The following is a 13,226-nucleotide window of genomic DNA, read 5'->3' on the forward strand; positions in this document are numbered from 1 at the left end:
TCTTACCAGACGAGACACCCTTCACGGTAGAAGACGACCTGGGTGGGCCCTAACGTCGACCACGTGCTCTGGCGCGGGATCAACGTCGCACTCGTAAGTGTGGTACGTCCAGGCGCCGAAACCATTTTGGAATTTGATTTTGTCGCCGATGAACGTGATAGTTCGATGAGAGCCGTTGGCCCATCGGTAGTGACTGAATTTTTCGTCGAGCCAGCCGTCGGTCCATTGAAAGTCGTTCTTCGCTAATCGCTCTACGTAGCGCGGGCAATACACCGTAGCGTAAGACCGTATTTTATCGCCGATACACTTCAGTTCTGTCGCGCATCGCTGCTCTTCTTGCCGTTTGCGCTCCTCTTCTTGCAGTCTTCGGTCCTCTTCCTGCTTGTTGCGCTCCAGGCGCAGGCGTTCAGCTTCCTGTGCGGCCCTGCGTTGGCTAATCGCTCCTAAGCCAACTTCGATGGGGATCAACTGTTGTCTAGCGACCTTCCAGTCGTTGACGTTCGCGTAGCCATGCGACAGAGCTTCTTGCTTGTCCCTTCGATCGACGACGCTCCTATTGTATTCGCATGAGGCGAGAGCGATGAAGAAGCAGCCGATTGCCAGAGCCTTGCCGAGGGGTTTCCTGTTCGAGACACGGAGGAAAGCCAAGCCGACTAAAATTCCCAAAACCGCAAAAATGAATGAACTCGTCGCAATCGCTTCGTACAATGGGCGCCCCCAAAGCTCGGGTCGAAACGAGGCCAATCCTCACGGATAAGCGCCAACTTGGGCGATTGCTATTAAGAGGTAACTCAATACGAGGGGTCGGCGACCGATTGGTTGAAGACTGTCATCGCAACGGGCGCCAAGCTAGGCTCAAGCTCTCTGAGCTGTTCAATCAGCAGTTCGACGATCTGCTCGTAGTCGGAGGGCGACAGCGAATTCACGCCACGCAACGTCATCTGGTCTTGGAGAATGGTCGCCATCATGGCTTTGACGCTCATGAGCCCTCGTCTGAAAAAATCAGTCAATCAATCTGAAGTAGACGTAAAAGATGGAAGACACGCAACTCCAAGGACCTTGCTTCAGGCTCCGTACAATTACGGTCGACGCTCGTGTTGCGTTGCGAAGCACGTGCTCGTTGCCGATAATCAAGGCGTGGTGCTCCAAATTCGGGACTTACGAAACAGTTCATTAGCTTTCTTGTGGCTTGCTGGGAGCGTGCCGATTACCGCTGATTACGGCACACGGAATGGGAATGTCGGCCCCGGCTGTTTCTCCCAACCTGCGGCTGGGGCGGATTTGAACTTTCGCTGTATGGTTCAACCCGGTCCACAACCATGTTTAGAGGCATAGCTATCGCGCTATTTGGGCTGAGCATTCTTTCGCAGCTCGATCAGGCGCTCTTTTACGGCCGAAATACTGACGCTGCGTTCAGGCTTGTGCGGGAGATTGGCCGCGGTTTTGGGCTGTAGGACGGCGCCGAGTGTTCATCGGGCCAGTCGGCTACTTCTTCAACAGTATCCCTATCGTTCGCGCCATTCGCCTCACTGATCCTGCGTGACGGCCCAGCTCGGCTGCTATCTTCGATACGCCAGCACGTGCCCGGGCCAGCCTGACCAATCGTCGGACTTCCTGCTCGTCCCATTGTTTTGGCTTCGGTGCTTTCATGGTGCGGCGCTCAACCCGCGCCAGTTAACCATCGAGCCTAATAGCCAACACTTGGGAAATTTACGGGTGGTGCCTGCCCCCGTGAGGCTCGGCCGAACGGGAGCTTTTTGGCGCGCGCAAGATGGGCGTGCGTGGCGGCCCGATTATCGCGCGAACGCGCTCGCCATACCGGCGCACTATCAGCCGATAGCCTTCATGCTTGATTTCATGGACCCCACAGCAGCGGGCAGGGCGCCTGGCCGGACCACCCTAGACGGCAGACACGCTTTGATGAAGCCGGAGAAACGCCGCAGCTGCAAGACCATAGCCGGAGGATAGAGCAGCGCGCGACAGGTTCAATCCGCGCCTAAGCCCTCTTGGTCTTCTTTGTTTGAACCGGATAGCGGTCAATCCGCTTTGCGGGGTCGGGATCAAAGGAACCATATTGGTGAAGATGTCGGGGTATCTCCAGACGGTGCATGAAACCATAAAATGGTCCGTTCGCTGGCGAAAAGGGAACGTAGACGTGAACACCTTCGAAAAGATCGTCGCCAACCTCATCAATCGCAACAATGTCTCGCAACCTGATAGCGCCGAAAATTTTGAGCCACGCTCGGTTGCTCTCTGGCAACTGATCCCACACTTCGCGCGCCATATGCTCTAGTTTATCCAGACGCTCATCTTCCACGCGCCAATGATGATGACGACGCATGGCAGGCACTGCGTCGGCCGCATCCCACTCGCCTGTGTCGGGATCGAGGAATGCAAAATACCACGAGATACCCATTTCGAGGCCATTGTGGCTTAGTGCTTCCGGAGCGTAGACGCCCCATTTGGTTGGCCGTTCCCCCTCCATGACGCGTGGGTATTCTTCGGCCGACGGATCGCGCAGCAGCACATCGGCGGAGCTTAGGAGGATCGTCTTTTTTAGCTTTCGCTTCGTGGCTATCTCAGACCGTATCTGCGTGGCCTGGCTACGGCGGCGGATCGTCAGGGAAATGCCGAAGTAAGCAAATAACAGATTGTCGTTTTTGGGCTGGTATAGCTGGTCCTCTAATTCGCCTTTGCCCCAGATCACCGCCTCACTGATACCTTTATCCCGGCACCAAGCATAAAATGCATCGCGGGATGCCTTGGAGAAGTCGCAAGCGGCAGCAAAGATGATCCCGTGCAGCTTCTCGTCGGCAGCGAGACTTATCTCCGCCAAGTAGCCCTTGAGCTTGGCGGGGGTGATAGTTCGCTCCCGTTTGCACTGGATCAGCCATAGCCGATCTGCCGCGCCATCGGTCCGCGTCTCATCCTCCGGTTCATCCTGATCCACCGCAGCAGTCGCGTCGGGTGCCTCAATCTCAAGAGCGCGGGCGTCGAAGCCATCATCTGAGCCAGATCGCCCGGTCGCCTCTAATCTCCGCCATTGGCGAAAATCGTAGACAAGCTGCCGCACCAAATCTTCGAACCGCTTAGGTTCAAGGTCGGTGAACGGAAGGGGGTTGTATGTGCGGGTCGGAGTTGCGCTCATTGGCAGGGATTGTCCTCGCTTCTCGCGTCAACTTGCGATAGCTGGGCTGCCATGTATAGCCGTCCTTATCAAGTAGTTGGTCAATCGGCAGGGACTAAATGTTGTCGATGTTGGCGAGCAACCAGATTTTGAAAGCCACCATTTTGGGTGTCCATTCCTCCAGCTTCGACGCCGCGCGCGCGATCATGAACGCGGCGCCAGCGCACTCAATGTGCATCGCTGGCCGACCGCCGTGCTTCAGCCAATCGCGCTCGCTGTTCAGTATCGAAATCCACTCCTTTTTGTCGAACCGCTCCAACGCTCTTGGGTGTTGCTTCAGCCAGCCGAACATGTGATGGCCCGTGCGCTCGATCATTCCCTCTGCGGCTCCGGCAAGCGTCAATGCCACGTCGAAGTCTCCGGCCTGTAATGCATCGATGGCCGCGTCAACTTGACGGCTCGCTGCTTCGTGCAAGGTCAGGGACAGTGACGCGCCGATGTCGATCTGGAACGGGCTTTCAGGTAGCGGCATCGGGCCTCGCTGCGGTCGGATAGAAGCTGTTTATCCAGTTTTGCTTTAGCTTGGCGAAGGCGATACGCGACGGGATGCCCCAATCCGTGGGAAAAAAACGGTCGAGTTGTTCGCCAACCTGCACCGCGAGCCGTCCCATTTCGGAGATGACGGCTTCCAGCGACGTTGCTTCCATAAACGGGCCGATCACGGCATCGCCGTCTTTTTGCGGTCGCATCATCCAGGACGATTTCATGTTGGGGTGACCGGCGAGTTCAGAAAATAGCTCGTACATTTCAAAGCGCTTTTTCGATGTAATGCCGTCCCGGGCATCTAGCGCCTCGCGTACTTTCAGAGGCGAAAAATCCTTCATGCGCGCCTTTTTGTCGGCAAATCGCCAGCGCTCGATCAGCGGCGGGTCGCCAGCGAATAAGTCCAGCAAAAACACCGTTTCCATAACGTCGCGCAGGATGAGGGCGCTGTTTTGATGGTAACCCGAAAGCGTCAGTCTAGTGCTCGCAGCGAACGCATTGAACGTGCGCATCCCGAGCACCACGGCAACCTTCAGGTCTTCGTCGCTCGAATTGAATTGCCGCAGCGTGTCGGCCAAGTCCATCGCGGCTTCCGTCACCGCGAGATGCAATTGCAGCCGATCATCGGCGGCGATCATGCTGTGCGCTTTCTGGCGCAACTGCTCCTCGGTGCTATGGAGCCTGGCAAGGTTTTTGGGAATGATGTCTCGGATCATGCTGCCGCCCAGCGATCCTCGTTGTCGGCCCCGCGCATGACGATCCTTAGCGCATCATCCGGCAATGGCCGCTGCGCAGCGCCTTCGCCTCATCCCATGGCGCACGCATCCATGCGTCGCGCTCCTCATCGGTGGTCAGCATCACCGGCATGGCCTTCGGATGGATCGGCTCGACCACCGCGTTGGGCGATGTCGTCATAAATCCATATGGACCCGGCACCGGCTTGGACTTGGTGCCGCGATCACCGTTAAACGTCGTCCAGATGCCAGCGAGGGCAAACGGCGGTCGGTCGTCGCTAAGCGCGAACCACACCACGTCCTTTTTCTTCGTCTCCGGGTCCGGCTCCGGCGCGTACTCGGCAAAGCTGTTAGCGGGGACCAAGCATCGGCTCTCCGGCTTCAGCCAGCCGCGCCAGTGCGGTGACGATGTGCTGCGGATGTTGGTGACCGGCGGCCCGCCTGTGCGCGGTGACGGCGGCATGCCCCAGCGCATCGTCACCATCTTGGTGCCCGCGTCTGTGTTCCGGATGACCGGGGCGGGATAGTCGGGAAACACGCCGGGCATTGGTGCAAGATTTCCGACGTACCTGTTGATCACCCGAAACAGGTTGATGATCGCGGCTTGGTTAGTGGTGATGCTGTAGAGGTTGCACATTGAAACAGTCGCAGTAGTCGCCGTCTAGGAGGTGCCGCCAATTATTTTCTTAGAGCGCAAGTCGTCGAAAATCGCAGAGACAGAATTTGATGCGCTGCTGCCATTGCCTACGAAAAGTTTCCCACCTGCGCTCACTTCTCCCGAACCGACCCAGAGATTTCTCGCGGTAGCTGGATCAACGAGACGTGCTCTAAATACCGTTTGTCGGCTGTACCGGTGCATGGGCGTTGCCGTGGCCGTCATCGTTCCGGAGGTGGTTCCTGCTAGAGAAACATTCGAGAAGTTTCCGTTGCGCGTGACGGTGCCACCAACATCAGTTGAACCCGAGTATTGGCCTTGAAAGAACGTGCCAGCATATTCCTTGACCACACCGGTATCACCCACGTTGATGATAAGAACAGCCTCAACGCCATTCTCGGCCAGCACCTTCCGAATTTCTGCGTCTGTGTACGTTCGCGTGGGCGGCAGCAGGGCGTACGCGTCTTCGGCGGCGATGCCTCGCTTCGCTGCCTCCTCCGTGATGCTCGACTGAAAACTGGACGCCAGGGCGGTGGGCGCGACAACGTAAGCAGCCATGCGTTGTATGGGCCGCGCAGGCAAATCTCGATCCGCGTAACCCTGCATAGTTGTGGTTATGCATCCCGACAGCAAAATCGCGACTAAGCACAGCGATAGGAATGAAAATCGCGTCATGTGGCCCCTTATTTAGCTTAGTATAGTATTGAGAAGCACGCCACCAAAAGTAGCATCGCGCGGCTTAAAGGTAGGTAACGCGGCTCTGGTCGAGCGGAAAGCCGCCACCTTGCCGCTGGATCACGCCTTCGGCTTCGAGCTTGCCAATGTAGATCCGGCTGCGATCGAGTTGCACCGCCAGCGCCAACGCGCTCACGGTTTCGGCGGCCGTCGAGAGGCAGCCGTCTTGGCGAGGGGGCGGCGATTATTAGAGACGGCTTAGGTCATCAGCGTATCATTTCTGCTTCGCCGCAGGATACTCCGGCTTCAGTCACGAGCGCGGCCTCCAAACGCGCTGGATTGGCCATCTGAAAGGAGTAGCCTTACACTATTCGGTAAGGCTCAAATTCTGCATCGCCCTCAAGTATTGTTACCTCTCCAGTTGGTGCGCCTAAATCCGGGAACCGCCATTCGAGGCGGCGACCGTCAACCTGAGCAGTTAAGGTCAAGTCATACACCAGGACGCCGCCACCTGGGACAGGCAGCACTCTTTCAGAGCTTGCTCTTATATCATCGAAGTTAACAACGACACGCGCTAGACCGCCATCCAATGTAGCAGGTGCGGATACTCGAACTGAAGTGAACCGGAAGCCTCCCGCGGAGAAGTTCGTTAGCGCGTGGACCACCCGCAGTTCGTACAGATCGTTCTCGGCTATCAGGGCTTCTCGCACTTCGAACGGCCGTCCGTTCAAGGCATGATCGGCCACGAGACAAACAAAGCGCACATAAGCACCTTGCGCCGTGTCGGAAAGCACTAACTGTGCCCCGCTGCGATCTCGTATTTTTAGCACATCTCCTTCAAGAACGAAGCTTCCGCCATGAGTGAGCTGGTTTCTAAACGGGGCAAGAACCTCGTAGAGCTTCCAGAACCCAGCAGCTCCAGTGGGCCAGTTACCTAAGACAGGTGGCTGCGTCAGGCTCCCTGCGGCCAGAAATCTCTTTAGCCTGTCTTATTCGTAAGAGGCGCCCGAGAGGCTGGCGAGCGTGGTGTAAAGCGCTGATACGGCGTAGGATTCGGTTGTGAAGCCAACCCCATCACCTCCAACCGCGAACGCCACGCCCGCCATGACCGACGATACGATTCCGCCCTTCTCGTTTCCAGCCATTCACGCCAAGAAAGTCACAGCTGCCTTCGATGGTGGGCGCCTAACCTCGAACGGGGGCGTGATGCTTCTGGCGATGGCCGAGCGGCGTCTCGGCTTGGCCGACAATCTGGCCCGGGTGTTCCCGGATCGGCGCGATCCGACGCGGGTCGTGCACAGCCTGGTCGATATGTTCCGCGCGCGCATGTTCGCGATCTGCTGCGGCTACGAGGACGCCGACGACCTCGATCATCTGCGGTCCGATCCGGCATTCAAGCTGGCCTGCGGTCGCCTACCGGACACGGGCCGGGATCTGTGTTCCCAGCCGACGCTGTCGCGGCTGGAGAATGCTCCGCGCCTGCGCGACGTGATCCGACTGACCTACATTTTGGTCGACGCATGGATGGATAGCTACCCCCACGAGCCGGCATCCGTCACGCTCGACATCGATGATACCTGCGACGTCGTCCACGGCCATCAGCAGCTCTCGCTGTTCAACGCTCATTATGACGAACGCTGCTTTCTGCCGATCCACGTCTACGACACGGAGAAGAGCCGGCCCGTGGCCGTCGTGCTGCGGCCCGGCAAGACGCCGGGCGGCGTCGAGGTGCGTGCCCATCTGCGCCGCCTGGTACGGCATATCCGCACGCGATGGCACAACACGCGAATTACGTTCCGTGGCGACGGGCACTATGCCCGGCCGGAGGCCATGGCGTGGTGCGAGACCAACGGCATCGACTACATCTTCGGTCTGTCCGGCACCAAGCCTCTCGCCAGAAAAGTCGACGAGGTCGCCGACGACATCCGCACCCGACGCGCCATCGAGAACCTGCCGGTTCTGCGTGGCTATACCGAGACCCGCCACAAGGCAAAGTCCTGGGATCGCGAACGGCGCACCGTCGCCCGTATTGAGGCGACGATGCTCGGCCTCGACATCCGTTTCGTCGTCACCAGCCTCGATGTCGGCTCGGCCGAGTGGATCTACGACAGCCTGTATTGCGCGCGCGGCCAAGCAGAGAATCTGATCAAGCTGCATAAGACACAGCTCGCCTCCGACCGCACCAGCTGCCGTTCGGCGCTCGCCAACCAGGTCCGTCTCGTGCTCCATACGGCCGCTTATTGGCTGATGCTGACCGTGCGCGACGCCATTCCCAAAGCCCGGGAATTGGCCACTGCCGAGTTCGCGACGCTGCGTCTTCGTCTCTTGAAACTCGCTGCCCGTGTGGTCGAGACCACGAGCCGCATTCGCCTTGCGTTTGCCGCGGCATGTCCCGAAGCCGACCTGATCCGCGGCTTGCCCGGCGCGCTGCTCCCGCTCGGTCCGTAACCGACCGGGCCTGCGCCCGCTCACCCGCCCCACTCCTCCATCGCCTACAAAACAGCTTGATGCAGAACCCGGTGAGAAAAGGCCGGACGGTCACCCACGCCAGCCGCCAGCCCCCGTCAGACGTCAAGAACGACCGTGCTCTCGTGAATAGATCGGGTTAGGTCCGAAATCTTGTCTCCGAACCGCCACGATGTAGAGCCGTTGGCTCGCAACACCCACTCAACAATCATATCGTGCATTTTGAACGCGGCCGAAAAGGCCAACGGGCGCAATCGAGACAATGCGGACTTGACGGCGTCGCCGCTGACAGAAATATGCGCCGCGACCTTTGCTGTAACGGGAAAGTGCCCCTCCGCAGTCTTCGGCTTGGACAAGTCCAATTCTAGCCCGTGGCCACTCGATGATCTCTGGTCAAAAAGCTCCAAACGTACAAATTTCAAGGCATCCCGTTCGTAAGCGATGAGTTCATTCAAGTCGTTCGGCAGGCCGCTGAAACTTGACATCTTTGCTGTCTCCGCTGGGATTGCGCCTACTTGGTCTCTTCAGGTTGGGCAAGAATTCGGTGCGTGGAGACCAGAACGTGGCCGCTCCCATGCGGGAGCTTATGCGTCACCGGTTCGATGCGGTAGCGGCGGTTCTTGGCAACGAAGTCCTCGATCCAATCCCCGTCCTCGCGGAAGAAGATCATGTCCTCCGCGCAACGTACTAGCAGGCGATTGATTTCGAGGACTTCGGAGCGCTTCAAATAGCGGTGCGTGGCGTTAGACTGTGCAAAGCTGATGTCGGGCTTCACGCCTGACAGGTTAATGTCCGGCTTGATCCGCAAGGCGATGTCCGGCGCAAGAGGTACGATGCGGTTAATCGGGGTGTTGATGTCGAACGCCTCGATGGCAGCCGGGTAGTCGCTGGTGAAGAATGGACTTTCCTTTTCGCCATTGTGCAGGATTTCCCACGGCGAATTCCCGAAAACAGAAGTGTGGTGCAGAATGTTGGCAATCGCGATGGCCTGCGGATATTTGGGATCAACCGTAAACTTCACAGTACCGTCAGCCAGCAGTTCGGTGATCGACTTTCCGCCGAGAATTTCCGGCGCTTTCAGGATTGCGCCCTGCTTGTCGAGAATGGCTGCCGTTGCCTCAAGCTGAGCCTTGAGGGGGCCGGAGTGCAGACGCATCGCCGTAGGCGAGCACGCCACGATGTAGGCGGCAAATCCCGCAAGGCTGGCGATGGCTTCTTGATCCATCTTGTTTTCGCGCAGCTTCGCGACCGAAGCGTTGTAGCGCGGCTCAACATCCTTCAGGAATTCTTCAACGGCACGATCCTTCGTGAGGTATGCGTTGGTGCTGCCCTCCTCAATGCGGCACACGTCCTGCGATTTGGTCGGGAAGCGCTTCAGGTCCGATTTGCGGATAGCGTACATCAAGCCATCCATCGCCGGAGAGTAAAAGTTTTTCAGGTGAACCTGAGAGACGTAATGATCGAGCGCCATGGGTCTTTGTATCGCTTAGACGGTCGTATTACAAAAAGAACTATTCACTCTCGTTTTCATATTCTACCCTGCGCGAGGGAGAGGAGTTCATTTGGATGAGCAAGTTTCGCGCAGACTTCCTAGTAAAGGGCAGTCTTGTTTTGCCATTCGGCTCCGAACCGAAGGTTATCTCGGGAGGCGACCCGCCATTCGAAATGCTGTTGTGTAACGCTGATCCCAATGCAGCGGGCCACACTCCGGCGCTCACAGTACACATGATTGCAGATTGTGACGCGATTGAAAACGTGGCTGGGCAATTTCGAACGCTATTGGCACAACAGCTGGATGTGCTCAGCTTCGTTACGCACTCTGCTTTCCGCATCGACGAGTGTCAGCGCGTGATCGATTGGGAGCCGCATCAGAAGAGCCGAAGAATTCGGCCGATGAAGAAGTTCGATCCGTTCGACCCGCCCGATCCCGAACTGCACCGTGAGCTGATTGACACCGCACAGGCTATCACTCGCGCTAAGCAAGAAGATTACGTGATACAAGCTCAGCGTAGCTTTCGTGATGGCGTAATAGAGCAGCAACCTGAAGACCAGTTCCAGCACTTCTGGCTGGCAATTGAGACCATCGCCGAAGGCAGTAAGGCAACGACACGAGCCCCAATTCCTTGTCCGAAATGCCAAGGTGCCCTGTTCTGCTCTGATTGCAATGAAAGCCCGTTACGTCGCCCGATGGCCCGGCAAGCAATTCGACAGCTATTGTCAGCAATCCGGGAAGATGGAGGTGGTCGGTTTTATCGCGACCTAGTGAGAACACGGGATCATCTTCTTCACGGCAGATCGCCAGACACAGTTGAGAAAGAAGTGGGTCTTCCTCTGCCAGTCCTTGTAAACGAGGCGGGCAGAGCCGCTTGGCACGCTATCTTGAATTCAATGCCTAAGCTTGAGGGGACACCCGTATTCGCTCATCGCGACGGGCACTTCGTCAACAACGTGGTGATTTTGACGCCCGACATGGTGTTCGAATATGATGGTATTGCGCCGCACCCCTCCGAGGCTCAAATTCCGAAGGTGGAGATGTCGATGCAGGTCAGGTTTGGTCCTGCATAAACACGCGGGTTCAGAGCCGCGCGTCAAGCCATCAATTTGAGAGGCGCAAAGAACCTCCTGCAAGGGACACCATATGGACACCACTTTTAGTTTCCCATGCAGGATCAATTAGTTACATGGACGTTCCTTCTCCCACAAGGGGAGAAGGAAGAAAGGAAGCACAATGGCAATCAGGTTTGACGGACGCGTCGCCATCGTCACCGGCGCGGGCAATGGCCTCGGACGGGCGCATGCGCTGGGACTGGCCAGCCGCGGCGCGAAGGTCGTGGTCAACGATTTCGGCGGCGCGCGCGACGGCACTGGTGGCTCGCTGTCGCCGGCGGAAGCCGTGGTCGAGGAGATCCGCAAAGCCGGCGGCACCGCGATGGCCGACGGTGCCGACGTCTCGAACCTCGAGCAGGTCACCGCGATGGTCGAGCGTGCCACGAAGGAATGGGGCAGCGTCGACCTCTTGTGCGCCAATGCCGGCATCCTGCGCGACAAGTCGTTCGGCAAGATGGAGGCGGCCGATTTCCAGAAGGTGCTCGACGTGCACCTCGTCGGCACCTTCTACTGCTGCAAGGCGGCCTGGGCCGGCATGCGTGACCGCAACTACGGCCGCATCGTGCTGACCACGTCGTCCTCCGGCCTTTACGGTAATTTCGGCCAGGCCAATTACGGCGCGGCGAAGTCCGGCATGGTCGGCCTGATGAATGTGCTGGCGGAAGAGGGCCGCAAGACCAACATCCGCGTCAACATCATCTCGCCGACCGCGGCGACCCGCATGACCGAAGAGCTGCTGCCGCCGCAGGCGCTGCAACTGATGAAGCCGAACGCGATCACGCCCGCTGTCGAGTACATGCTCAGTGAGGATGCGCCGACCCGCACCATCATGGGCGCCGGTGCCGGCTCCTTCGCCGTGATCAAGATTGTGGAGAGCGAAGGCATCAACCTGCCGGAGTCCGAATGGACGCCGGACGCGGTCGCCGCGCATTTCGCCGAGATCAGCGACATGTCGAAGGCGAAGGCTTTGCAGGGCGCCTTCGAGCAGACGCAGAAGTATGTTGCGCAGGCCGCGGCCAGGGCCGGCATCAAGCTCTGAGTTGTCATTCCGGGGCGCGCGTAGCGCGAACCCGGAATCCATCGTGCCTCAGAATCCGTCGTCTAATGGATTCCGGGTTCGCGCCCAAGAAGGCGCGCCCTGGAACGACGAGCTGGGCGCTAGAATCTGGCCTAAATTCCCACCATGACCGCACCCGAATCCCACGTTGCCATCATTGGCGCAGGTCCGGCCGGGCTGATGGCGGCCGAGGTGCTGGCGCAGGGTGGCGCGCGCGTCACCGTCTACGACGCGATGCCATCCGCCGGCCGCAAATTCCTGATGGCGGGCCGCGGCGGGCTCAACCTCACTCACAGCGAGCCTCTGCCGCAGTTCATGCCGCGCTATCGCGAGGCGGCGGCGAAGCTGCAGGCCGCGATCGAAGCGTTTCCACCCGACGCGCTACGCGCCTGGAGCGAGGCGCTGGGCGAGCCGACCTTTGTCGGCACCAGCGGCCGCGTGTTTCCGAAGGCATTCAAGGCCTCGCCATTGCTGCGCGCCTGGCTACGGCGACTGGACGCCAGCGGCGTACGGTTCGCCTTTCGCCATCGCTGGACCGGGTGGGATGGGGAAGGGCGGCTGTTGTTCCAAACCCGGAGCGGCACCTCCGTCGTTGCGGCCGATGCCACGGTGCTTGCGCTCGGCGGCGCAAGCTGGCCGCGGCTCGGGTCGGACGGCGGCTGGGGCGATATCCTTGCGGCCAACGGCATTGCCATCTCAAAGCTGCGGCCGGCCAATTCCGGCTTCACCGTCGCCTGGTCCGAATTGTTCCGTGACCGTTTCGAGGGCCAGCCGCTCAAGGGCGTGGCGGTGACGATCGGTGCACACACGGTGCGCGGCGAAGCGATGATCACCCGCGGCGGCATCGAAGGTGGCGCGATCTACGCGCTGTCGGCGGAGCTGCGCGAGGCGGTGCTGGGGATCGGGCAGGCGACGCTGACCATCGCACTGCGGCCCGACCTCGGCGCCGCCGCGCTGACCACGCGCCTGTCAGGTACGCGCGGCAAGCAATCGCTCGCAAACTTCCTGCGCAAGGCCGCGCAAGTCTCGCCGGTCGGGATCGGCCTGATGCAGGAGGCCGCGATCGCATCCGGCCGGCCGCTGGCATCGTTCTCGCCGGCCGAGCTCGCACACCTGATCAACGCAATTCCGGTTCAGCTCACCGGCGTTGCCCCGATCGATCGCGCGATCTCGACTGCAGGCGGAGTCTCGTTTGACGAGCTCGACGCGGACTTCATGATCCGCAAGCTGCCGGGCGTGTTCGCCGCCGGCGAAATGCTGGACTGGGAGGCGCCAACCGGCGGCTATCTGCTGCAGGCGTCGTTCGCGACCGGCGCTGCCGCGGGCAGGGGTGTGCTGGAGTGGCTGAAGCGTTCGTAGATC

14 protein-coding genes and 1 pseudogene are annotated in these 13,226 nt (G+C 59.3%); 4 read left to right on the plus strand and 11 right to left on the minus strand.

Translation table 11 applies throughout. From position 1 onward, the window contains the following. Window positions 1–21 precede the first annotated feature (21 nt). From ACFLEY_RS19185 to ACFLEY_RS19225, 9 genes and pseudogenes are all read right to left on the minus strand, one after another. A complete protein-coding gene (locus ACFLEY_RS19185; protein WP_396604726.1) occupies window positions 22–708 on the minus strand; it encodes a hypothetical protein in 687 nt (228 codons plus the stop codon). A gap of 83 nt (window positions 709–791) precedes the next feature. After that, entirely contained in the window at window positions 792–983 is a 192-nt protein-coding gene (locus ACFLEY_RS19190) for a hypothetical protein (RefSeq protein ID WP_396604727.1), read from the minus strand. Window positions 984–1,996: 1,013 nt separating this feature from the next. Then, window positions 1,997–3,148: a hypothetical protein gene (locus ACFLEY_RS19195; RefSeq protein ID WP_396604728.1), complete on the minus strand. Its 1,152-nt coding sequence runs from the start codon at window positions 3,146–3,148 to the stop codon at window positions 1,997–1,999. A 94-nt stretch (window positions 3,149–3,242) separates the two neighbouring features. Continuing rightward, window positions 3,243–3,659 (minus strand): hypothetical protein, encoded by a 417-nt coding sequence (locus tag ACFLEY_RS19200; protein ID WP_396604729.1) that lies wholly within the window; start codon window positions 3,657–3,659, stop codon window positions 3,243–3,245. Beyond that, the gene (locus ACFLEY_RS19205; protein WP_396604730.1) at window positions 3,646–4,386 is read right to left on the minus strand and encodes a hypothetical protein; all 741 of its coding nucleotides are present in this window, start codon (window positions 4,384–4,386) and stop codon (window positions 3,646–3,648) included. Before ACFLEY_RS19205 ends, ACFLEY_RS19200 begins: the two co-directional genes overlap by 14 nt. After that, window positions 4,383–5,041: pseudogene (locus ACFLEY_RS19210) on the minus strand (SOS response-associated peptidase). The gene ACFLEY_RS19205 and the pseudogene ACFLEY_RS19210 overlap by 4 nt, the downstream one beginning before the upstream one ends. Before the next feature lie 24 nt (window positions 5,042–5,065). Beyond that, entirely contained in the window at window positions 5,066–5,617 is a 552-nt protein-coding gene (locus ACFLEY_RS19215; protein WP_396604731.1) for a hypothetical protein, read from the minus strand. A 181-nt stretch (window positions 5,618–5,798) separates the two neighbouring features. Next, window positions 5,799–5,930, minus strand: a complete 132-nt coding sequence (locus tag ACFLEY_RS19220) for a hypothetical protein (protein ID WP_396604732.1) — start codon at window positions 5,928–5,930, stop codon at window positions 5,799–5,801. A 166-nt stretch (window positions 5,931–6,096) separates the two neighbouring features. Then, a complete protein-coding gene (locus ACFLEY_RS19225) occupies window positions 6,097–6,528 on the minus strand; it encodes a hypothetical protein (protein ID WP_396604733.1) in 432 nt (143 codons plus the stop codon). Window positions 6,529–6,838: 310 nt separating this feature from the next. Between ACFLEY_RS19225 and ACFLEY_RS19230 the strand changes: the two genes are divergently transcribed. After that, window positions 6,839–8,182 (plus strand): IS1380-like element ISBdi2 family transposase, encoded by a 1,344-nt coding sequence (locus ACFLEY_RS19230; RefSeq protein ID WP_039183842.1) that lies wholly within the window; start codon window positions 6,839–6,841, stop codon window positions 8,180–8,182. A gap of 116 nt (window positions 8,183–8,298) precedes the next feature. Here the strand turns inward: ACFLEY_RS19230 and ACFLEY_RS19235 are convergent, their stop codons facing one another. Together ACFLEY_RS19235 and ACFLEY_RS19240 are read right to left on the minus strand one after the other, a co-directional pair. Further along, window positions 8,299–8,685 carry a hypothetical protein gene (locus ACFLEY_RS19235; RefSeq protein ID WP_396604734.1) on the minus strand — a complete coding sequence of 129 codons (387 nt, stop codon included), beginning with the start codon at window positions 8,683–8,685 and terminating at the stop codon, window positions 8,299–8,301. A gap of 26 nt (window positions 8,686–8,711) precedes the next feature. After that, complete coding sequence (locus tag ACFLEY_RS19240) at window positions 8,712–9,671, minus strand: DUF4238 domain-containing protein (RefSeq protein WP_396604735.1); 960 nt, start codon at window positions 9,669–9,671, stop codon at window positions 8,712–8,714. A gap of 95 nt (window positions 9,672–9,766) precedes the next feature. On the opposite strand from ACFLEY_RS19240, the gene ACFLEY_RS19245 reads away from it, so the two are divergent. The 3 genes from ACFLEY_RS19245 (at window position 9,767) to ACFLEY_RS19255 (ending at window position 13,223) form a co-directional block, all read left to right on the plus strand. Further along, on the plus strand, window positions 9,767–10,765 hold the full coding sequence (locus ACFLEY_RS19245; RefSeq protein ID WP_396604736.1) for a hypothetical protein: 999 nt from the start codon (window positions 9,767–9,769) through the stop codon (window positions 10,763–10,765). 163 nt (window positions 10,766–10,928) lie between these two features. After that, entirely contained in the window at window positions 10,929–11,846 is a 918-nt protein-coding gene (locus ACFLEY_RS19250) for an SDR family NAD(P)-dependent oxidoreductase (protein ID WP_060911668.1), read from the plus strand. Between the two features lie 198 nt (window positions 11,847–12,044). Then, a complete protein-coding gene (locus ACFLEY_RS19255) occupies window positions 12,045–13,223 on the plus strand; it encodes a TIGR03862 family flavoprotein (protein ID WP_060913056.1) in 1,179 nt (392 codons plus the stop codon). Window positions 13,224–13,226: the final 3 nt, after the last annotated feature.

It is taken from the genome of Bradyrhizobium sp. YCK136 (assembly GCF_044570075.1).
In the GTDB taxonomy this organism is placed as follows: Bacteria; Pseudomonadota; Alphaproteobacteria; order Rhizobiales; family Xanthobacteraceae; genus Bradyrhizobium; species Bradyrhizobium diazoefficiens.

Coding starts and splice junctions, on each gene's coding strand:
- ACFLEY_RS19230 (WP_039183842.1), top strand. CDS start 6,839: ATGACCGACGATACGATTCCGCCCTTCTCGTTTCCAGCCATTCACGCC.
- ACFLEY_RS19245 (WP_396604736.1), top strand. CDS start 9,767: ATGAGCAAGTTTCGCGCAGACTTCCTAGTAAAGGGCAGTCTTGTTTTG.
- ACFLEY_RS19190 (WP_396604727.1), bottom strand. CDS start 983: ATGAGCGTCAAAGCCATGATGGCGACCATTCTCCAAGACCAGATGACG.
- ACFLEY_RS19205 (WP_396604730.1), bottom strand. CDS start 4,386: ATGATCCGAGACATCATTCCCAAAAACCTTGCCAGGCTCCATAGCACC.
- ACFLEY_RS19255 (WP_060913056.1), top strand. CDS start 12,045: ATGGCGGCCGAGGTGCTGGCGCAGGGTGGCGCGCGCGTCACCGTCTAC.
- ACFLEY_RS19250 (WP_060911668.1), top strand. CDS start 10,929: ATGGCAATCAGGTTTGACGGACGCGTCGCCATCGTCACCGGCGCGGGC.
- ACFLEY_RS19235 (WP_396604734.1), bottom strand. CDS start 8,685: ATGTCAAGTTTCAGCGGCCTGCCGAACGACTTGAATGAACTCATCGCT.
- ACFLEY_RS19240 (WP_396604735.1), bottom strand. CDS start 9,671: ATGGCGCTCGATCATTACGTCTCTCAGGTTCACCTGAAAAACTTTTAC.
- ACFLEY_RS19215 (WP_396604731.1), bottom strand. CDS start 5,617: ATGGCTGCTTACGTTGTCGCGCCCACCGCCCTGGCGTCCAGTTTTCAG.
- ACFLEY_RS19200 (WP_396604729.1), bottom strand. CDS start 3,659: ATGCCGCTACCTGAAAGCCCGTTCCAGATCGACATCGGCGCGTCACTG.
- ACFLEY_RS19195 (WP_396604728.1), bottom strand. CDS start 3,148: ATGAGCGCAACTCCGACCCGCACATACAACCCCCTTCCGTTCACCGAC.